17 protein-coding genes are annotated in these 20,035 nt (G+C 68.0%); 11 read left to right on the top strand and 6 right to left on the bottom strand.

All coding sequences use genetic code 11. The features are described 5' to 3' along the window. The 5 genes from VGP60_RS32510 to VGP60_RS32490 all read left to right on the top strand — a co-directional run. Positions 1-337 (top strand): hypothetical protein (locus VGP60_RS32510; protein ID WP_327551985.1); only part of this gene is annotated, 337 nt, incomplete at its 5' end. Next, on the top strand, positions 318-851 hold the full coding sequence (locus VGP60_RS32505; RefSeq protein ID WP_327551984.1) for a DUF6879 family protein: 534 nt from the start codon (positions 318-320) through the stop codon (positions 849-851). The genes VGP60_RS32510 and VGP60_RS32505, both read left to right, overlap by 20 nt. A gap of 12 nt (positions 852-863) precedes the next feature. Further along, positions 864-1,769, top strand: coding sequence for a helix-turn-helix transcriptional regulator (locus VGP60_RS32500; protein ID WP_327551983.1), 906 nt, complete (start codon positions 864-866; stop codon positions 1,767-1,769). A 693-nt stretch (positions 1,770-2,462) separates the two neighbouring features. Next, positions 2,463-2,882: a PPOX class F420-dependent oxidoreductase gene (locus VGP60_RS32495; RefSeq protein ID WP_327551982.1), complete on the top strand. Its 420-nt coding sequence runs from the start codon at positions 2,463-2,465 to the stop codon at positions 2,880-2,882. 40 nt (positions 2,883-2,922) lie between these two features. Then, positions 2,923-4,074: a N(5)-(carboxyethyl)ornithine synthase gene (locus tag VGP60_RS32490; protein WP_327551981.1), complete on the top strand. Its 1,152-nt coding sequence runs from the start codon at positions 2,923-2,925 to the stop codon at positions 4,072-4,074. Between the two features lie 54 nt (positions 4,075-4,128). Here VGP60_RS32490 and VGP60_RS32485 read toward each other — a convergent pair whose 3' ends face one another. Next, positions 4,129-4,560: a DUF6292 family protein gene (locus VGP60_RS32485; protein WP_327551980.1), complete on the bottom strand. Its 432-nt coding sequence runs from the start codon at positions 4,558-4,560 to the stop codon at positions 4,129-4,131. Positions 4,561-4,711: 151 nt separating this feature from the next. Then, complete coding sequence (locus VGP60_RS32480; protein ID WP_327551988.1) at positions 4,712-5,341, bottom strand: UdgX family uracil-DNA binding protein; 630 nt, start codon at positions 5,339-5,341, stop codon at positions 4,712-4,714. Between the two features lie 115 nt (positions 5,342-5,456). On the opposite strand from VGP60_RS32480, the gene VGP60_RS32475 reads away from it, so the two are divergent. The 5 genes from VGP60_RS32475 (at position 5,457) to VGP60_RS32455 (ending at position 10,051) form a co-directional block, all read left to right on the top strand. Beyond that, positions 5,457-5,765, top strand: a complete 309-nt coding sequence (locus tag VGP60_RS32475; protein ID WP_327551979.1) for a DUF3040 domain-containing protein — start codon at positions 5,457-5,459, stop codon at positions 5,763-5,765. A 63-nt stretch (positions 5,766-5,828) separates the two neighbouring features. Beyond that, positions 5,829-6,812, top strand: coding sequence for an LLM class F420-dependent oxidoreductase (locus VGP60_RS32470; protein WP_327551978.1), 984 nt, complete (start codon positions 5,829-5,831; stop codon positions 6,810-6,812). After that, positions 6,809-7,492, top strand: coding sequence for an HAD family hydrolase (locus VGP60_RS32465; RefSeq protein ID WP_327551977.1), 684 nt, complete (start codon positions 6,809-6,811; stop codon positions 7,490-7,492). The genes VGP60_RS32470 and VGP60_RS32465 overlap by 4 nt, the downstream gene beginning before the upstream one ends. 76 nt (positions 7,493-7,568) lie before the next feature. Continuing rightward, positions 7,569-8,792: a glycosyltransferase family 87 protein gene (locus VGP60_RS32460; protein ID WP_327551976.1), complete on the top strand. Its 1,224-nt coding sequence runs from the start codon at positions 7,569-7,571 to the stop codon at positions 8,790-8,792. Then, positions 8,789-10,051 carry a glycosyltransferase 87 family protein gene (locus VGP60_RS32455; RefSeq protein ID WP_327551975.1) on the top strand — a complete coding sequence of 421 codons (1,263 nt, stop codon included), beginning with the start codon at positions 8,789-8,791 and terminating at the stop codon, positions 10,049-10,051. Before VGP60_RS32460 ends, VGP60_RS32455 begins: the two co-directional genes overlap by 4 nt. Before the next feature lie 103 nt (positions 10,052-10,154). On the opposite strand, the gene VGP60_RS32450 is transcribed toward VGP60_RS32455, so the two are convergent. Both VGP60_RS32450 and VGP60_RS32445 read right to left on the bottom strand, forming a co-directional pair. Next, positions 10,155-14,441: a discoidin domain-containing protein gene (locus tag VGP60_RS32450; protein WP_327551974.1), complete on the bottom strand. Its 4,287-nt coding sequence runs from the start codon at positions 14,439-14,441 to the stop codon at positions 10,155-10,157. Positions 14,442-14,739: 298 nt separating this feature from the next. After that, a complete protein-coding gene (locus VGP60_RS32445) occupies positions 14,740-15,915 on the bottom strand; it encodes a DUF1015 family protein (protein WP_327551973.1) in 1,176 nt (391 codons plus the stop codon). Between the two features lie 93 nt (positions 15,916-16,008). Here VGP60_RS32445 and VGP60_RS32440 point away from each other — a divergent pair, with 93 nt between their 5' ends. Further along, the gene (locus tag VGP60_RS32440) at positions 16,009-17,532 is read left to right on the top strand and encodes an MDR family MFS transporter (protein ID WP_327551972.1); all 1,524 of its coding nucleotides are present in this window, start codon (positions 16,009-16,011) and stop codon (positions 17,530-17,532) included. 144 nt (positions 17,533-17,676) lie between these two features. Here VGP60_RS32440 and VGP60_RS32435 read toward each other — a convergent pair whose 3' ends face one another. Continuing rightward, positions 17,677-18,921 (bottom strand): RNA polymerase sigma factor, encoded by a 1,245-nt coding sequence (locus VGP60_RS32435; protein WP_327551971.1) that lies wholly within the window; start codon positions 18,919-18,921, stop codon positions 17,677-17,679. Continuing rightward, complete coding sequence (locus VGP60_RS32430) at positions 18,921-20,024, bottom strand: serine hydrolase domain-containing protein (RefSeq protein WP_327551970.1); 1,104 nt, start codon at positions 20,022-20,024, stop codon at positions 18,921-18,923. Before VGP60_RS32430 ends, VGP60_RS32435 begins: the two co-directional genes overlap by 1 nt. Positions 20,025-20,035 lie beyond the last annotated feature (11 nt).

Raw genomic sequence — 20,035 nt, 5'->3', positions numbered from 1 at the left:
AGTCAGCATGCGGCTAACATTCCTCGGCAAGGCAACGCAAGGCGGAGGATCGCCGACGTTGTTCGCCACCGATCAGGGCACCTACGTCGTGCAAGGCTGGAAAGTGCCTGGGCACTCGAGCAGCGTGGAAATCCCGCATCGCCTGCTCGTGCATGTTCAGGCGGACACCTACGTGGGAGCACATATGGCTGATACCGGGCGAGGTACCTTCACCCTGTCGGGCGAGCCGGTCACCGACACCGAAGCATTGTCGCAAATGGACATTCCCGGGCACGAGACCTGTGTGGAAGTCCCGAAAAAGGAAGAGGTGTGGTTTGGTGGAGTTGCTACAGGGTGAGGCGTTCGACGATCTCTTCCGCGGATTCGATCGTGAAGCGTTCCATCTAGAGGTCCAAGATGCCTATCACACTCCGAACGAGGCCGACCCGTTCCACTTGTTCCTTGCTGGACAGGACGATGATTTCGAGTGGCACCAGCCTTGGCTTGAGCTCGTCCGGGACACTACCTCCGCAGGCAAGCACATCCGGCGCGTGCGGGTAGTATCGGTGCCCCACGTCGACTACACCCGATGGGGGCTCACCGTAGCCGAACACAACATCCGTGCCGGGGAAGACATCCGCTGGCTACCCCGCCACCTCATCGATCCCGAGGCTTTGACGACCGACGACTTCTGGTTGTTCGACGCCGAACGCGTGGTGTTCACCGTGTTCGAACGCGGTGGCCAGTGGGTCGGCGGAGCCGCTACAACCGACCCAGTGATCGTTGATCGGTGCCGCGCAGTGCGGGATCGGGTATGGCACGACGCGATCCCGCATCGGGACTACCTCGACACCGAACACGTCCGCGCGTAAGCGGATACTCCCGTGACGAGTTCCGTTCACCAAGCGCGCGAAGCCCTCGGCCATCGGCTGCGCGATCTCCGCAAAGATGCCGGTCTCACCGGTCGAGGATTAGCCGTCCTGGCCGGGTGGGACAGCTCGAAAGTCTCCAAAATCGAGTACGGCAAGCAAACCCCGTCCGACGACGACATCCGCGACTGGTGTCACCACACCGGAGCCGACAACCACATACCGGACCTGATCGCCACCGTGCGGCACATCGAAGCCATGTACGTGGAATGGCGGCGCACCCTCGGTAGCGGCACCCGGCGCCGCCAAAACGCCTCCCGTACCCTCGAAGGCAAAACTCAGCTCATGCGCTGGTACGAACCGGTGCTGATCCCCGGCATCCTGCACACGGCCGAATACGCCAAAGCCGTCCTGCGCCGCATCATCGATTTCTACGACATCCCCGACGATCTTGACGCGGGTGTTTCCGAGCGGATGGAACGCCAGCAGATCCTGTACCGGGGCAACCACCGCTTTCACTTCAACATCGCCCACCAAGCGCTACTGACCACAGTCGGCGACACCGGCATCATGATCGGGCAGCTTGATCGACTCTTGGCGGTCATGTCCCTGCCTCGCGTCGTAGTCGGCATCATCCCCGCCCACGCCGACTACCGCGTACCCACCAACCAATTCATCATGTACGACAACCGACTCGTGCACGTAGAAACCGTCTCCGCCGAACTGGCCATCAACCAGCCGAGAGAAATCGCCCTCTACGCCAAGACATTCTCCGAACTCACCGCACAGGCCGTCATCGGTCCCGCGGCCCGCGACCTTGTCACCGCGGCACTCAACCAGCGCCGAGAAGCCAGCCTCAAAGTAGTTGCGCGTTCACGCGCCGGGGAAGGTGTCGACACTTTCCCCAGGGTGCAGCCTTGACTTCGAGTTAAGTCGAGGTTCGGCAATGGCGGGCTGCCACTGCTGGCGGGTCCCGTGGAGGCCAGCGCGCTCGGCAACATCCTGGTCCAGGCACGTGCCGCCGGACTCGTCACGCGCCTGCGCGACGTCTCCACAGCCAATCCCCTGGTCGCCTACGAACCCCACGGCCCCCCTGGCGCGCCGCCGCCACCCGCGTCGGCGTCACCCTCTAACCCCCATGTACGACTCGTGAGTGCGTAACAGTGTTAGAACACTGTTACGCACTCACGACCCACAACCAGCCGCGCCCACAAACCCGGCCACGCGGGCTTTGCCTGAAACCCAGCCAGGGCGACTCACGTCCGCCCAACGGGCGGGAGTCTTCACCGCGCGCGCTCGCCGAAGGCCACGTTTGCGGGAGCAGGGCGCCCCCGAACCGGTCGTGACCGACCTCCCATGTCACGCCCTGGTCACGCAAACCTGATCGCGCGCTGCCAATAAACACAGGCCTTTCTACCGTCACGCGCAACACCACCAGCCGCAAGCTTTGAGCCGTACAGGCCAGAGCCCAACCACCAGCCTTGTGCCCTACCTCTAAAACCAGCTGCCAGCTTTGAGCCATACAAGCCTGAGGCCAACCACCAACCTTGTGGCGACCCCCTTGACCTTGAGTTAAGTGGAGGTTCGAGAATGGCGGGGAACAGAGGAGAGTCCATGTCATTCACTCAGGTCGAGCTCGACTACCTGGCGTCGCAGCAACTGGGCCGGTTGGCCACGATCCAGCCCGACGGCACGCCCCAGCTCAGCCCGGTCGGCTTCACCTACAACGCCGAGCTCGGCTCGATCGACATCGGCGGCTATCACATGTCCGAAAGCTGGAAGTTCCGCAATCTGAAGCACAACAACAAGGTCGCCTTCGTCATCGACGACATCGTTTCGACAAACCCTTGGCGCGTAAGGTGCTTGGAAATCCGGGGAATCGCCGAGGGAATCGAAACGCCGTCTGATTCCGCCGCCGGAATCGACGGCGCGATCATCCGGGTACATCCCCGGCGCATCGTCAGCTTCGGCATCGGCGACCCCGATATCGACCCTCACCTGCTGAAGCCGAGCAAGCGCAACGTCGGCGTGTAGCCCGGGCTGTGCTAGACAGGGTGTAACCAAAGGGGCACCCATGAACGAGCTCAGTCTCGGTATTCTGTCGCGCTCGAGTAAGGAAAACGAGCGGCGGCTGCCCATTCACCCCCTGCATTTCGAGCGGATCGACGCCGCTCTTCGTAGCCGGATCTTCCTCGAACACGGCTATGGAGAGCGCTTCGGCCTGTCCGATGAACAGTTGACGCCCTTGGTCGCGGGAATGCGAACACGGGAGCAGTTGATCGCGGAGAGTGACGTCATCTTGCTGGCGAAGCCGCTGGCCGGCGACCTCGCCGAGCTGCGCGCGGGCCAGGTCCTGTGGGGCTGGCCGCACTGCGTCCAGGACGAGAAGCTCACTCAGCTGGCCATCGACCGGAAACTCACGCTCATCGCGTTCGAGGCGATGAACCACTGGACCTCCGACGGTTCGTTCAACCTGCACGTCTTCCACAAGAACAACGAGCTCGCCGGGTACTGCTCGGTGCTGCACGCCCTCGAAACCATCGGCTCGACCGGCGTCTACGGCCGGCGGCTGCGCGCCGCGGTGATCGGTTTCGGGGCGACCGCCCGTGGCGCGGTGACGGCGTTGAACGCGCACGGCGTGCACGACGTCTCGATCCTCACCAACCGGGGCGTGACGGCGGTCAGCTCGCCGATCCACTCCGCGACCATGGTGCAGTTCGACCACGACGTGAACCACCCTGGCGACCCGCGCCGCAGCCATGCCGACACCGAGAACGGGCGCATGCCGCTGGCGGAGTTCCTCGCCGAGCACGACATCATCGTCAACTGCGTCCTGCAGGACACCGAGGCGCCGCTGACGTTCCTGATCGAGGAGGACCTGCCGAAGCTGGCGCCGGGTTCGCTCATCGTCGACGTCTCCTGCGACGAGGGGATGGGCTTCAGCTGGGCCCGGCCGACGACGTTCACCGAGCCGACCTTCCCGGTGGGCGACAACATCACCTACTACGGCGTCGACCACAGCCCGTCGTACCTGTGGAACTCGGCTTCGTGGGAGATCAGCGAGGCACTGCTCCCCTACCTTGAGGACGTGCTCACCGGGCCGGGCGCCTGGGCCTCCAACGAGACGCTCCGCCGGGCGATCGAGATCCGTGAGGGCGTCATCCAGAACCCCGCGGTCCTGTCCTTCCAGGACCGGGTGGCGGAGTACCCGCACGCGCACAAGTAAGCCGCACGACAAAGGGCGGGCCGGCACGGCCCGCCCTTTTGTCCGGAACCGGCGCTATCCGGTGACGCAGTGACGGGCGAGCCGCTCCAGGAGCTCCCCGTGGTTACCGGCCTCGCGGAAGTCCGGCGGGTCCGGCCTGCCGAGCGTGTGGTCCGCGACCCGCAGCGCGGCGAGGAACTTCACGACCTCGCGCGGGTCCGGGACGATCTCGTCCCCGCCCAGGTAGGCCAGCACGACGAGGTCGTCGCGGCCGGGTGCCTCGAGAACGGCGGCCCAGCCGTGCCGCTCGTGCCACAGCAGCGCGAGATCCCGGTCGGGGAACCGGTCGAGCCGCGAGTCGATCGCGACGTAGACGGTCGCGGGGGTGTCGAGGTCGAAGACGCAGGCCTCCAGCCCGATCCCCAAAGCAGTGGTCATCGCGGCCGAGTAGCCCCTCAGGTCGCGCCCGAAATCTTGTTCGATGTCGGCGCCCATCAGACTTGTCACGTGAATCTTCTCCGCTCTCTCTTGGTGAGCTTGAGAACGGACTACCCGCTGACAGATCGCTCTAACACTCTGTTGAACAGTTTTTCTCGGGGAAGTTCTTGCTACGTACGGATTCTGGTCCGAGACCCGCACACGGCGTGAGGACGCGTCCTTAGCGGGAGAGCTCTTTGGCCGCTAGGCGCAGATCGGCGACGAACTCGTCGTAGGCGGTGTCCCGGTCCGGTGCCCGGAGCACCGAGGACGGGTGCACGGTGGCGAGCGCGGCGATGGGCCTGCCCACGACGCCTTCGGGGATCTCGATGAGCTTGCCGCGTTCCTTGGTCACCTTGAACGACGTGCCCAGCAAGGACTGCGCCGCCGTCGCGCCGAGCAGGACGACCAGCTCCGGGCGCACCGCGTTCAGCTCGGCGAGCAGCCACGGACGGCAGGCCAGCATCTCGCCGCGGGACGGTTTCTTGTGGATGCGGCGCTTGCCGCGTTCGGCGGGCACGAACTTGAAGTGCTTGACGGCGTTGGTCAGGTAGACCTCGTCGCGGTCGAGGCCGACATCCCCCAGCGCGCGGTCGAGGAGATGCCCGGCCGGGCCGACGAACGGCGCGCCGGCGCGGTCTTCCTGGTCCCCCGGCTGCTCGCCGACGAACATGGCCGACGCGGTTTTGGGGCCGGCGCCGAACACGGTCTGCTCCGCGTCCCGGTAGAGGTCGCACCCACGGCAGTCCGCCGCGGCCGAGCGCAGCCGCGGCAGGGCTTTGGTGTCCGGGATGTAGGGGAAGGCGTCCATGCCGACGGATACCCGGAGGACACCGCCGGTGAAACAACCGGACTTTTCACCGGGACGTGTGAATTGCCCCACCGTTGGGTACCTGTCCCGCAGGACGCTCGAGGCGGGAGAAGTCATGCTCAGCCACCATGATCGGGACGCACTGGATCGTATCGCCCAGCAACTCGAGGAAAGCGATCCCGCGCTGGCTGCGGCATTGCGTGAAGGCAAGGTCTCCGGCCTGCCGGGGATGAAGACGTTCCTGTTGTTCGCGCTCGGCCTGTTCGGGGTGCTTCTGCTGGTCCTCGGCATCGTCGCGGCGAGCATGGCCGTAGTGGTGTCGGGCCTCGCGGCGCTGTCTGCGGCAGCCATCATCCACGGTATCCGGCAGATGGCGAAGGACGGCGGGAAGCGCAAGTCCCGCCGGACCCATCCGCCGGTTTGATCTTCGCCGCCCCCGGGTACCCGCCGGATCGGGAGCACTGAACAGGTCCAGCGGGAGGTCGACGTGCGTATCGGATACACCTTGATGACTGAGCAGGCGGGCCCCAAGGCGCTCGTGCGCTACGCCGCGGCGGCCGAGCGGGCCGGGTTCGACTTCGAGGTCAGCAGCGACCACTACTCGCCGTGGCTCGACGAGCAGGGGCACGCGCCCTACGCCTGGAGCGTGCTCGGCGCGGTGACCCAGCGCACCGACCGCGTCGAGCTGATGACCTACGTGACCTGCCCGACCGTGCGGTACAACCCGGTCGTCGTGGCACAGAAGGCCGCCACCCTGCAACTGTTGTCGGACAACCGGTTCACCCTCGGGCTGGGCTCCGGCGAGAACCTCAACGAGCACGTCGTCGGCACGGGCTGGCCCCCGGCCAACACCCGCCACGCCATGCTGACCGAAGCGATCGACATCATCTCCGGGCTCTTCGACGGCGGCTACTTCAACTATTCCGGCCGCCACTTCCAGGTCGACTCCGCGAAGCTGTGGGACCTGCCCGAGATCCGGACGCCGATCGGGGTCGCCGTCTCCGGCAAGCAGTCGGTGGAGAAGTTCGCGCTGACCGCCGACGCGATGATCGCCGTCGAACCGGACGCGGACCTCGTCAGCCGATGGGACGCCCAGCGGCACGACACGGGTTCACGCAAGGTCGGGCAGTTGCCGATCTGCTGGGACGCCGATCGCGACGTGGCTGTCAAGCGCGCCCACGACCAGTTCCGGTGGTTCGGCAGCGGCTGGAAGGTCAACGCCGAGCTCCCCGGCACGGCGGGCTTCGCCGGGGCGACCCAGTTCGTCACCGAGGACGACGTCGCCGGCGGCATCCCGTGCGGGCCCGACCTCGAACCGATCGTGGAGAGCGTGCGGAACTTCGCCGACGCCGGGTTCACCGACCTCGCGCTCGTCCAGATCGGCGGCGACCACCAGGACGGGTTCCTGGAGTTCGCCCAGTCCGACCTGCTGCCCGCGCTGCGCGACGCGTTCCCCGACGGAGCCCGATGAGCCAGGGTGCGGCGCTCTTCGACATCGACGGCACGCTCGTCGACTCCAACTACCTGCACGTGGACGCCTGGCAGCGGGCCTTCCACAAGGTCGGGCACCCGGTCGACGCCTGGCACATCCACCGCGGGATCGGGATGGGCTCGTCGCAGCTGCTCGCCACCCTCCTCGGCGATGCGGTGGACAAGCTGGGCGACGAGGTCAAGGAGCTCCACAGCGAGTTCTACCGGAAGTCCTCGAAGCTGCTCCGGCCGTTCGAGCACGCCCGTGACCTGGTGAACACCGTCGCGAGCCGCGGCGCGAAGGTCGTGTTCGCGACCTCCGCGGCACCCGACGAGCTGGACCGGCTGCGCAAGACTCTCGACGTGGAGGAGTCCGTCGCCGAGATCACCTCGTCTCAGGACGTCGACGCGGCGAAACCCGAACCCGAGATCGTCGAGGTCGCGCTGCAACGGGCCGGGGTGAGCGCCGATCGAGCCGTCTTCGTCGGCGACGCCGTCTGGGACGTCATCGCAGCCAGACGAGCGGGCGTGCCGACCATCGGCCTGCTCTCCGGCGGGATCAGCGCCGCGGAACTCACCGAGGCCGGGGCCATCGCCGTCTACGACGACGCGGCCGCCCTCCTGCACGAGCTGGACGGCAGTCCGCTCGCCTCACTCTGGCGCCCGGAGGCCGCCCGCTAGACTTCGCGCTGGCCAGCGGCACGCGATCGGCAGCAAGGACACACGGGCGTTGTACAGATATTTCTGGGTGACACTGGTGGCCGCCGCTGCCCTCCTCGTCTTCTCCCTGAACTGGATGATCGGCGAGATCGGGCCGTGGCGGATCGACCTCGAGGTCTACCGGCACGGGGTCGAGGCCTGGTGGAACGGCCGCGACATCTACGGCAAGCTGCCGCCGTCCGCGGGCGGGCTGGACCTGCCGTTCATCTATCCGCCGTTTTCGCTGGTCGTCCTGCTGCCGTTCGCGGTGCTGCCGTTCTCCCCCGCGGTCGTCACGCTGTTCGTGGTCAACCTGCTGTGCCTGGGCGTGACGCTGTACGTCGTCGCCAAGAGCGTGTGGAAGCCGGGCGGCACGCGGGGCGCGCTGGCCGTCGCGGCGCTGGCCCTGCCGCTGGCGCTGTTCCTCGAGCCGATCAACGCGACGTTCCGGTTCGGGCAGATCAACATCATCCTGATGGCGCTCGTCGCCGTCGACTGCCTGGTGCCCAAGCCCAAATGGGCGCGCGGTATCGGCGTCGGCCTGGCCGCGGCCATCAAGCTGACCCCCGCGGCATTTGTCCTGTACTTCCTGGTCCGCAAGGACTTCCGCGCGGCGATCACGGCCGCGATCACGGCGGTGGTGGCTTCGGCCATCGGGTTCGCGATCGCGCCCCAGGCGTCGGTCGACTACTGGTTCGGCGGGCTCGCCGGGGCGTCGAAGGTCGGCGGGGTCCCGTTCCTCACCAACCAGTCGGTGCAGGCCGTGGTGGTCCGGCTCGGCTTCCCGTCGCTGACGACCACGGTGGTCTGGCTGCTGCTGGTCCTGGTACTGCTCGCGCTGGTGATCGCCGCGATGCGCCGGGCCGATCCGGCCACCGCATTGATGGTCAACGCCGGGTTCGCGCTGCTCGCGTCGCCGACGTCGTGGTCGCACTACTGGATCTGGGTCGCGCCCGCGCTGGTGGTGATGCTCGCCGCCGCCGTCCGCCACGCCCGCGCCGGCTCGCCCGCCTGGATCGGCGGGCTCGCCGCCGCCGCCGCGACAGCCGTGGTCTGCTACCTCGCGCCGTTCAACGGGCTGCCCGGCTTCGACAACCGCGAGATGTCCTGGACGTCCTCACAGCAGGTGCTCGGTGCCAGCTATCCGATACTCGGGTATGCGCTGATCCTCGCCTGCGCACTGCCCGCGATACTACGAAGGAAGCCCGCCGACCAGGATTCGTGGGAGAAGCCACAGGTCGGCGCGGTGAGCCGAAGCAGTTCTGGTGAGGAGACGGGTTGAGGCCGGTTACTTCGAAGCGAGCCTGGCTGCGCGTCGGCGCCCAGGCACTGCTGGTCGTGGGCCTCCTGGTGGTGCTCGGCTACCTGGTGGACGAGTTCCCCAAATGGCCCACCGACGTCGACATCTACCGGCTCGGCGCCGAGACGTTCCTCAAGGGGCACTCGATCTACACCGAGCTCCCCGTCTCGACCGAGGGCGGCCCGCTGCCCTATACGTATCCACCGGTTTCCGCGGTCGTGTTCGTGCCGCTGGGCCTGCTGCCGCCGTCGCTCGGCTTCCCGCTGCTGACCGTGGTGACCGGGCTGGCGCTCATCCCGCTGATCCTGGCGTACCGCAACGGCGTGCCGGAGTTCAAGAAGCTGCTGCGCCAGCCGTGGGTGATCGTCGCGGCGGCCATCGCGCTGGTGATCGCGCACCCGGTGAAGAACACCATCTTCTGGGGCCAGATCAACGTCATCCTGATGATGCTCGTGGCACTGGACATCCTGTGGCCGAACCCGCGCTGGCGCCGCGGCGTGCTGATCGGCATCGCGGCCGCGGTGAAGCTGACGCCCGCCGGTTTCGCGCTGATCTTCTTGCTGCGCAAGGACTACAAGGCCGTCGTGACCAGCATCGTCAGCTTCGCGGTGATGACCGCGATCGGCTGGGCACTGCTGCCGTCGGACTCGTTCATCTACTGGACCGACCGGATCTTCCACGCCACCGACATGAACATCGGGCTCCCCTACGCGAACGAATCGCTGACGGCGGGCCTCGAGAAACTCGGCATGACCGGCACGACGTTGAGCGTCGTGTCGACGTTGGGCCTGGTCGCGGTGCTGGTGATGACCTGCCTCGGCACCAAACGCGCCCTCGACGACGGCAACAACGGCCTCGCGCTGGGCGTCACGGCTGCCGGGGTTCTGCTCGTCTCGCCGATCTCGTGGTCGCACCACTGGATCCTCGCGCTCACGACGTCGGCGCTGCTGATGGTGATGGGCTACCAGCGGCACAACGCGTGGCTGCTGCTCTCCGGCGCGGTCAGCGTCGTCATCTACTGGACCGCGCCGCACTACAAGATCCCGCTGTTCGCCGACACCTGGGACCTCTACGACAAGATCGCCGGGAGCAGCTACCAGATCCTCGCGCTGGTCCTGCTGATCGTCATGTCCGTGCGGCAGCTCGCGAAGCTCCCCGACCGCGGCGCCCTCACCCCGATCCTCCCGGACGCTCCCCTCCCCACCCCTGCCGCCAAACCCACCCCCTCCGAAGTCTCGTAACCGGGAAGCACGCCTGCACAACCGGGAAACACGACTACCCAGCGGGGTGTTTCCCGCTGGGTAGCCGTGTTTCCCGTTCCGGTAGTCGTGTCTCCCGTCTGGGTTACGGGTTCCTGGTGATGGTGAAGCCGGGGGTGGTGTTCTTTACGTCGAGGAAGTTGTCGGACATCCTCAGGTTGTTGAACACCACCGAGCCGACGGCCGGGCCCTGGCCCGATTCCGGCATCTCGTTGGCCCAGAGGCCGAAGCCGGACTTGGCGTCGTAGGCGTCACCGCTCTTGCGAGCACCGGTGATGGAGACGTTGGTGAACACCGTGTCCTTGATCGGGAACTGGGGCTGTCCTCCCACGTAGTTGGTCTGGAACATGATGCCGCTGTAGGTCGGGTCGACGATGTCCACATCGGACACCCGGATCCCCTGGAACACTTTCGACGCGGAGAAGATCCAGATCCCCGGGAACGTCTGCCCGTTCCAGAAGTGCCCGCCGGCGCGGACGATGGAGATGTTCTGGAAGTTCGTCGGGTCGGTGCCGAACCCGTTCATCGGGTAGCCGAAGTCCAGCGACGAGATGGTGATGCCGGAGTAGACCAGGGTGTCGGCGATGTAGATGTTCCGGAACGTGTTCGCGAAACCGCCGTAGACCGCGACACCGGCGGCGCGCCAGGTCAGGATCGACGTCAGGTTCTCGTACAGGTTGTTCTTCTCGTCGGCACCGCCGGCGTCGATGGCGGAGAACAGCGCGAAGCTGTCGTCCCCGGTGGCACGGGCCTCGATGTTGTTGAGGTGGTTGTCCGTGCTGCCGTTGGTCATGTTGACGCCGTCGGCGAAGGTGTCGCGGATCCGCGAGTTGGAGATGGTGATGTTGTCGGTGTTCGCGCCCCAGTACAGGCAGATCTGGTGCTCGTTCCAGACGTTGTCGATCAGGATGTTCGACACGTTGGAGAAGTCGAACACCTTGCCCGGACCGTCGATCCTGGACGTGTAGTTCCCGAAGTAGGCGAAGTTCGTGAAGCTGGAACCGGCCGCCGCGGCTTCCGCGCGGAAGCCGTTGTCGGTGTTCTCCTGGCTCTGCGGCGCGAAGAACCTGGTGAACCACGGCCCGGCGCCGACGACCTTGACCGCCTTGCCGTACACCTGGAACTTGCTCGCCGTCTGGTAGTCACCCGCGGGCAGGTACACACCGACGAGGCTGGCGTCCTGCCTGGCCTTGTCGAGGGCGTTCTGCACGTCCTGATGGGTGAAACCGGCAGGCACCGCGTACTTCGCGGGGTCCGGGTTGGCGACCGGCGCGACCTGCTCGGTGTTGACGAAGTCGATCGCGTAGTTCGTCGTGTTGGCCGCGTCCTTCTGCAGCTTGATCTTGCTGCCCGCGGGGACCGTGGTGCCGAGCAGGAGGTTGGCCTCGTCGTAGATGTGCCGCGGCCCGCCCGCGCCCGGCGAGTTACCGGGGCCGGTTTCGTTGCCGTAGAGCCACGCGTACTTCGACGTCAGGTTGATCGGCTTGAGGAAGGTGCCGTTGACGTAGACGTTGAGCGTGGAGTCGATGCCGCCGCCACCCGCGGAGTCCGGGATGGAGAACCGGGTGACCAACGTGTTCGTGCTGGCCTTCGTGGTGAACTCGACCGCACTGCCGGTGGAGTTCAGCGTGACGGCCTTACGACCGGACGCCTCACCCGCGAGGTCGCCGACGGTCCGGTTCGGGCCGATCACCGACGCGCCGCCAGTGACGACGCCGTCTTCGGCCTCGTACATGTCGTACGGCATGTTGGCGCCGCGGCCGACGAACAGCGACTGGGTGCTGGTGTTGTTGGCCTGCTTCACCGCCAACTCGTTGGCGTCGTTGGCGATGACCGTCTTCACGGTGTACTTGCCGTTGGCCGCGGTCCAGGTGCCCAGGTTGACCGGGCTCGAGGTGGCGCCCGCCGCGATCGCGCCGCTGTAGGAGCCGGTCATCGTCTTGACGACCGAGCCGGACGTCGCGTCCGTGACGGTCACGGTGATCCCGTGGGCGCCGGCCGCCGAGGCCACGGTGCCCTGGTTCTTGATCGCGACCGAGAACGTCACGGTGTTGCCGTTGGCCGGGTTGCCCGGCGTCCAGCCCGACGGCGACGCGATCAGGTCGGAGCTCGCGACCGGGCTGACGACCAGCGAGGACGAGCTCGTGAAGGTGTTGTTGGTGTCGTTCTGCTCGATGACCGTGTTGGCCTCGTCGACCTTGGCGCTCAACGGGTACGTCCCCGCGTCACGCGGGCCGATGTTCGCCGAGACCGTGGCGGACGCGCCGGCCGCGAGGCCACCGACGTTGGCCGTACCGGCGAGCACGGTGCCGAGGTAGAAGTTGACGTTCGTCGCGCCGGACGCGGCGGTCCCGGAGTTGCGGACCGTGGCGGACAGCGTGACGGCGTCGGTCTCGACCGGGGTGGCCGGGGCCGAGGTCAGGCCGGTGATGACGAGGTCCGGGTTCGGCGCCGGGGTGCCGATGACCTGGAACTCCGCGACCTGGCCCGCACCGGAACCGGTGTTGGTGGTGATCTGCAGGCGGAAGTCGGCGGCGGTGGCGGAGACCGGGATGGTCACCGTGTTGCCCGACGCCGGGTTGAACGTGTACGCCGCCGGCGCGACGATCCGGGTGAACACCGACGAGCCCTGGTCACGGCCGAGGACCTCGATGGTCTGCGTCCGGGTCGACCACGCGGAGTCCGGGTTCAGCTTGACCACGATCGAGGAGGCGCTGGCGTTCGCGCCCAGTGCCACGGTGAGCGTGTTCGGGTAGCTGTTGCCGTTGCCCTCCCAGTAGGTGGCGACGTTGTTGTCGTTCGCGTTGGCCGCGACGAAGGTGAAGATCGACGACGAAGCCGTGATCGCCTTGCCGACGGCCAGGTTGATGTCGCCGCCACCGAGACCGGTACGGGTCACGGCGTTGCTGTTCGCGGAGGTGTTGCCCGCGGCGTCCTTGGCACGGACGAAGTACGACACGGTCGCGCTGTCGGGCTGGTTGTCGGTGTAGGTCAGGACGTTGCCCACCACGCTCGAACGCAGGGCGTTGTTGGCGTAGACGTCGTAGCCGGTGACGGCCACGTTGTCGCTGGCGGCGGCCCAGGTCAGCCGGATCTGGCCGGTGGCGGGCTGGGTGAACGCCAGGCCCGAGGGAGCCGTCGGCGCCTGGGTGTCACTCGAGGAACCGGTGCGGGTGACGGTGTTGCTGTTCGCGGACTGGTTTCCCGCCGCGTCCTTGGCCCGCACGAAGTACGACACCGTCGCGCTCGCGGGCTGGTTGTCGGTGTAGGTCAGGACATTGCCCGCCACGCTCGAACGCAGCGTGTTGTTGGCGTAGATGTCGTAACCGGTGACGCCGACGTTGTCGGTGGACGCGGCCCAGGTCAGCCGGACCTGGTCCCCGGCGGGCTGGGTGAACGCCAGCGTGCCCGGGGTGCTCGGCGCCTGGGTGTCCCCGGTGGCCGGGCCGAAGACCTCGAACTCCGAGAGCTGCCCCGCGGGCCAGCCGGTGTTGGCGGTGATGTTCAGCCGCACGTACCGGGTGGTGGTGGCGTTGAAGTTGATCGTCACCGTGTTGGCGGTGGCCGGGTCGAAGTTGTACGCGGCCGACGCGACGAGGTCGCTGAAGGTCGAGCCGTTCGTACTTCCCTGGACCACCAGCGTTTGCCGTCGTGCTTCCCAGGTTCCGGGGAGTTTCAGCACGAGCTTGTTCGTGCTGACCGAGGCGCCGAGGTCGGCCTGGATCCACTGCGGGAACACGTTGTTCGTGCTCTCCCAGTAGGTCCCCTGGTTGGCGTCGCCGACGTTGCCCGCGCCGTACGGGGCCACCGAACTGCTCGCGGTGAACGTCGCCGCGGCGGCCGCGAGGTTGGTCGTCGATTCGGGCGCGGCGTAGATCTCCAGCTCGGAGATCTGGGCGGCCGGGAGGCCGGAGTTGCCGGTGACCTCGACGCGCACGAACCTCGTCACGGTCGCCGGGATCTTGATCTTCACGACGTTGTCTTCGCCGGGATCGAACGTGTAGGCCTTCGAGGAAGCGGCGGTGGAGAAGCCCGTTCCGTCCGAACTTCCCTGTACCGCCAACGTCTGCGTCTTCGCGTCCCAGCCATCGGGGACCTTCAGGACGAGCTGGTCGACGGCCGCGTCCGCGCCGAGGTCGACCTGCACCCACTGCGGCAGCGTGGTGCCCGCGCTCTCCCAGTACGTCGCCTGCTTGCCGTCGTTGATGTTGATGGCGGTCAGCCCGCCGTTCGCGCTGCTCGCGGTGACCACCTTGCCCGCGGCCAGGTTGGCAGCCGAGGCCGCGGCGGCGGGGACTATCAGTCCGCCCATGGCCATACCGGTGGCCAGCGTCGCCGCGGCCAGCCGCGGTATCAAACGCTTCGCTCTCATCGAAATCCTCTCATCGCCGATCAACGGGGGATGGCGGCGCGCGAGAAGACCCCGCGCGGGGGGTGCCGCCTGGCTCGCGAGGTGAAGACCTCGGGCATGTGGATGCAGACGAACGGCAGACCGGTGAGCCCTGCCGGTCGGCGTCGACACAGGAGCGAGAAGCGGTGATTTGCGGGGACCTGCGAGGAATTTTCATCGTTGTGCACGGATTTTGCACTGCTTCGCCCAAGGGTTACAGACGCGCGTCGGCAAAGTCAACGGTTCACGAAGATCGGTTTGAGGATTCGCGGGAGGGTGCTCAGCTGTCCGCGAGCAGCAGCCCGCTGCGCGGCTTCGGGGTGAAATAAGTGGCCTTGCGCGGCATCCGCCGACCGGACTCGTGCACCGCGAGCAGAGCGCTGAACGGCACCGGCGCCAGTAGCAACACCGCGTCACGATCGGCGGGCACCGGGACTCCCGGCAGCAGCGGGCGCAGCGACGGCCCCTCGGGATCGACACCGAGGGCACGCCTGATCATCACCTGCTCGACCACGCTGTGATCGATCTCCGGATCGGCCGCCGGCGCGCCCGCGGACGGCAACGTCACGCGCAGGGCAGAATCCCCTGACAGGACAACGACTTCTCCGGGCCAAGACGGTGCCGTCCGGTCTTCGGACGGGCGGACGCCGAGCCCGGCGGCCCGCCACCGGCGGCCCATCTCGGCGAGGTCCAGACCAGTGCCGGTGAGCACCCGGTGGATCGGCCCGATGCGGAGATCCGGGCCGGCGGTCACCAGTGCCAGCAGCGAACCCTGCCCGGCGACGGCCGCCGCGGCCACCCGATGGTTACCGTCGGCGACCAGAAGCGGGTGTTCCTGGGCCAGCGCGAGCAGTTCGTCCTGCCGCTCCCCCTTGCCCAGCACCCAAAGTTCGTGCCGACGACGTCGTGAGTCCACTGTGGACACCGAGGGCGCACCGAGTTCGGCGATGGCCGCGCTCACCAGCGCGGTGAGCCGCTCGCCCCCGGACACCGGCATCAGCATCGCCGCACTCGTCGCGCAGCCCAGCGCCGCCAGCATCGCGGCCCGCTCGGCGACGACGTCCGGGTAGACCTCCTCGGTGTGGCGCACGCGAGTCAGCCCGTCGGTGCCGATGGCGGCCGGGTCGACCACGCAGAGCAGGCCCAGCGCCGAGCCGTCCGGGCCGTCGACGCGGTAGGGCGCGACAACGTCGGACACCGGGCGATAGTGGTGCTCACGCAGGTGCGCGAGCGCCGCGCGGGCGATCGGGAGCGCCGCTGTCAGTCCCAGGCCATCGGCGATGGCGGCCGGGGTGCGGTGCGGGTGCTGGACGGCGAGCAGCGTGCCGTCGGCACCGCCGGGAGCGGCGAGCGCCGCCGTGATCTGCTCGGGTTCCGCGAACTCGTCGACGTCCGGCCCGGGGACCGCGCCCAGTACCACCCAGCCTCGGCGAACCGGGCGAATCCAGCCGCTCATGCGTCCCATCATCGTCGTCGTGGAATGCTTACGCTTGCGAAGTAGTTCCCCGTTCGAGGACCGCCGTCGATTCTTCCCTAGGAGCGCCCGCAGATGACCACCCCGGCCCCCGCGCCCCCGAAGGCTGTCGGCCTCCGTTCGGAACGCGGCCCGGTGCTCGCGGCCGTCATGCTGAGCACCAGCCTGGTCGCCCTCGACAGCACGATCATCGCCACCGCGGTGCCCTCGATCGTCGCCGACCTCGGGGGATTCTCGCAGTTCCCGTGGCTGTTCTCGATCTACCTGCTCACCCAGGCCGTCACCACGCCGCTCTACGGCAAGTTCGCCGACATGCTGGGCCGCAAGCCGGTCATGTTCTTCGGCATCGCGGTGTTCCTGATCGGCTCGGTACTGTGCGGGTTCGCGTGGAGCATGCCGGTGCTGATCGCGGCGCGGGCGATCCAAGGCATCGGTGCCGGCGCGATCCAGCCGATGAGCATGACGATGGTCGGTGACCTGTACACCGTGGAAGAGCGCGCGCGGGTCCAGGGCTATCTCGCGAGTGTGTGGGGGATTTCGTCGGTCGTCGGCCCGACGCTCGGCGGGGTGTTCTCGGAGTACCTGAGCTGGCCGTGGATCTTCTTCATCAACCTGCCGCTCGGCGCGCTCGCCGCGTGGATGCTGGCGCGCAAGTTCAAGGAGAAGGTCGACCGGGCCACCCACAAGGTCGACTACACCGGCGCGTCGATGCTCACGGTCGGGTGTTCGCTGCTCATCCTCGGCCTGCTCGAAGGCGGCGTGGCCTGGGGCTGGGGCTCGGTCCCGAGCGTCTCGATCTTCGCGGGGAGCCTGGTCCTGCTCGTGACGTTCGCCTTCGTGGAACGCAAGGCGACCGAACCGGTGCTGCCACTGTGGGTGTTCAGCCGCCGCACGCTGGTCGGCGGGAACCTCATGGCGCTCGTCGTCGGCGCGCTGATGATGGGGCTGACCTCGTACCTGCCGACCTACGTCCAGGGCGTGCTCGGCACCGGCGCGCTCGTGGCCGGGTTCGCGCTGGCCGCGCTGACCGTCGGCTGGCCGATCTCGGCGTCGCTGGCGGGCAAGGTCTACATGCGCATCGGGTTCCGCGACACGGCGTTGATCGGCAGCGGGATCATCGTGATCGGCGCGGTGCTCACCGCGATGCTCACGCAACACGCGCAGGTGTGGCAGGCCGCGGCCGCGTCGTTCGTGCTCGGTCTCGGGCTGGGCCTGGCGTCGAGCCCGACCGTGGTCGCCGTGCAGTCCACCGTCGGCTGGGAACGCCGGGGCGTGGTCACCGCGACCAACATGTTCAGCCGGTCGCTCGGCAGTGCCGTCGGTGCCGCCGTGTTCGGCGCCATCGCGAACGCCACCCTCTCCTCCCGCTTCGCCAACCCGCCCGCCGACGTCGCCGGTCACCTGCCCGACAGCGTCGACGCCACCAGCCTCGTCCTCGGCGGCCAAGCCGCCGAACACACCCCGACGACGAATTTCGTCCAGACCGCCCTGTTCGACGCCACCCACCACGTCTTCCTCGCCTCGGTCGCCGTCGCCGTCCTCGGCTTCGTCGCCCTGCTGGTCATGCCCCGCCGCACCGAACAACTCACCTTCGTCTAAGCATGGCCAACCACACACCCAGTCACGTCCGCTCACCGGAGGGATCGCCACCTGTCGACAGATGGCGATCCCTTAGCAACTGAGAGATCACGTGATGTCGACATCTCGCGGCTGGATCCACCCCCGGAGAACGCCAGAGTCGACTCAAGGAGCCAGCCGAGCAGCCTGAGCCTCAAGGTAACGCTGCTCGGGGATGCTCGTCGTCCGGCGCGCGGCCAGCAGGTAACCCTCACGCGCGGCGGCGAGGTCGCCCGCGCGTTCCAGCAAGTGCGCGCGGACGGCGGCGAGCCGGTGGTGCTTGCCCAGTTTGTCCGGTGCGGCAAGGGGTTCGAGCATCTCGAGCCCGGCGCGTGGGCCGGACACCATGGCGACGGCGATGGCATGGTTGAGCGTCGCCATCGGGTTCGGCGAGATCCGCTCCAGCACCCGGTACAGCTGGACGACCTGCGGCCAGTCGGTGTCCTCGGCGCGCGGCGCTTCGTCGTGGACGGCCGCGATCGCCGCCTGCAGCTGGTACGGGCCGAGCGCGGACCGGGCGAGCGAATCGCTCACCAGCGCCACGCCCTCCTTGATCGACTCGGCGTCCCACAAACCCCGGTCCTGCTCGGCGAGCGGGATCAGGGTGCCGTCGGCGTGGCTGCGGGACCGGCGCCGCGCGTCGGTGAGCAGCATGAGCGCGAGCAGCCCGGCGACCTCGCCGTCGTCGGGCAGCTGCGCGTGGACGGCGCGCGTCAGCCGGATGGCCTCGGCGGTCAGCTCGACGCGCACGAGGTCCGGGCCCGAGGTCGCGGTGTAGCCCTCGTTGAAGATCAGGTACAGCACGTGGAGCACGACGGCCAGCCTGTCCGCGCGCTCGGCCTCGGGCGGCATGCGGAACGACGTCCCCGTGGCCTTGATGCGCTGCTTCGCCCGGCTGATGCGCTGCGCCATGGTCGCTTCGGGGACGAAGAACGCGGCCGCGATCTGCACGGTGGTCAGCCCGCCGACCGCGCGCAGCGTCAGCGCGACCTGCGACGGCGGCGACAGCGACGGGTGGCAGCACAGGTACAGCAGCGTCAGCGTGTCGTCTTGGTCCGCGGCGACGGCGTCATCGGGGGCCGGTGCGAAGGCCTCGTCGGCCGGGGCCATCGTCGCCGCGGTCTCTTCACGGCGACGGCGGGCGTGCTCGCTGCGGAACAGGTCGGTCATCCGCCGCGACGCCACCGTGATCAGCCACCCGCGCGGGTTGTCCGGGACGCCTTCCTCCGGCCACTGCACCGCGGCGCTCAGCAGCGCCTCCTGGACCGCGTCCTCGCAGGCGTCGAACTGCCCGTGCCGCCGGATCAGCGAACCGAGGACCTGCGGCGCCAGTTCGCGCAGCAGGTCCTCGATCCGGGTGCCGGTCTCCATCACGCCAGGGTCTTGGTGACGAGGTCGGCGAGCTGTTCGGCGGCGCCGCCCTCCGAGAAGGAATAGAGGTTCCGGGTGAGGGCGAAGGCGATTCCGCCGGCCGGGTCGGCGAAGGCGGCACTGCCCCCGGCGCCTTCCATGCCGAACGCGGTGGTGGGCGAGCCCGGCTCCAGGCCGGGACGGCCGGGCGAATAACCGAGGGTCCACGCGACCGGGTAACCCATGACCTCGTCGACGCCGCTGAACGCGACCGTCGAGATCTCCTTCAGCCGCTTCGCCGAGACCAACCGGACGCCGTCGACCTCGCCGATCAGCGCCGCGTAGATCCTGGCGACCCCGCGGGCGGTGGTGGTGCCCCCGGCGGGGATCTCGGCGGTGAGGATGTCGGCGCGGTTGCCGTATTCGGCGTCCGGCAGCGTCCCGGCCGGCGCGATCTTGGCGAACATGCCCGCCATCAACGCTTTCATCCCGGCCTCGTTCTCCGGGGCTTCCATCTTCGCGAGCCTCGGGAGCTGCCTTTCCGGGACGGCGAGGAAGACCTCGTCGCCGACGCCCAGCGGCCCGGCGACCTCGTCCCGCAGGACCTGCGAAACAGTCTTGCCGGTCGCGCGCCGCACGAGCTCACCGACGATGTAGCCGAAGGTGTGCGCGTGATAGCTGGTCTTCTCCCCCGGCACCCACCACGGCTCGGTGTCGGCGATGGCCGCGGTCATCTTCGCCCAGTCCGTCAGGTCCTCACGGGTGGTGTCCGCGGGGATCCCCGGCACCCCGGCGGTATGCGTCAGCACGTGCCGCAGGGTCGTGCTTTCCTTGCCGTGCGCGCCGAACTCCGGCCAGAGCTCCACGATCGGCCTGTCATAGCCGAGCGCCCCGCGCTGCACCAGCACGTGTGCCACGGCCGAGGTCACGCCCTTCAGCGTCGACGCGCTGAAGAACGGCGTCGACGAGGTCACCGCGCGCCCGGTCTTGGTGTCCGCGACCCCGGCGACGGCGTCGACGACGAGCTCGCCACGGTGGTACACCGCGACCTGCAGACCGGTCTCCGAACCGGATTCGACCAGCCGGTCGATGGCTTCCTGCACGAGCCTTCGCACGTCACTCATAGGGGAAAGCT

The sequence above is a fragment of the Amycolatopsis sp. genome (assembly GCF_036008905.1).
GTDB lineage: Bacteria > Actinomycetota > Actinomycetes > Mycobacteriales > Pseudonocardiaceae > Amycolatopsis.
The sequence above is the reverse complement of the archived record's forward strand: the minus strand, read 5'-3'. Positions and strand labels throughout refer to the sequence as shown.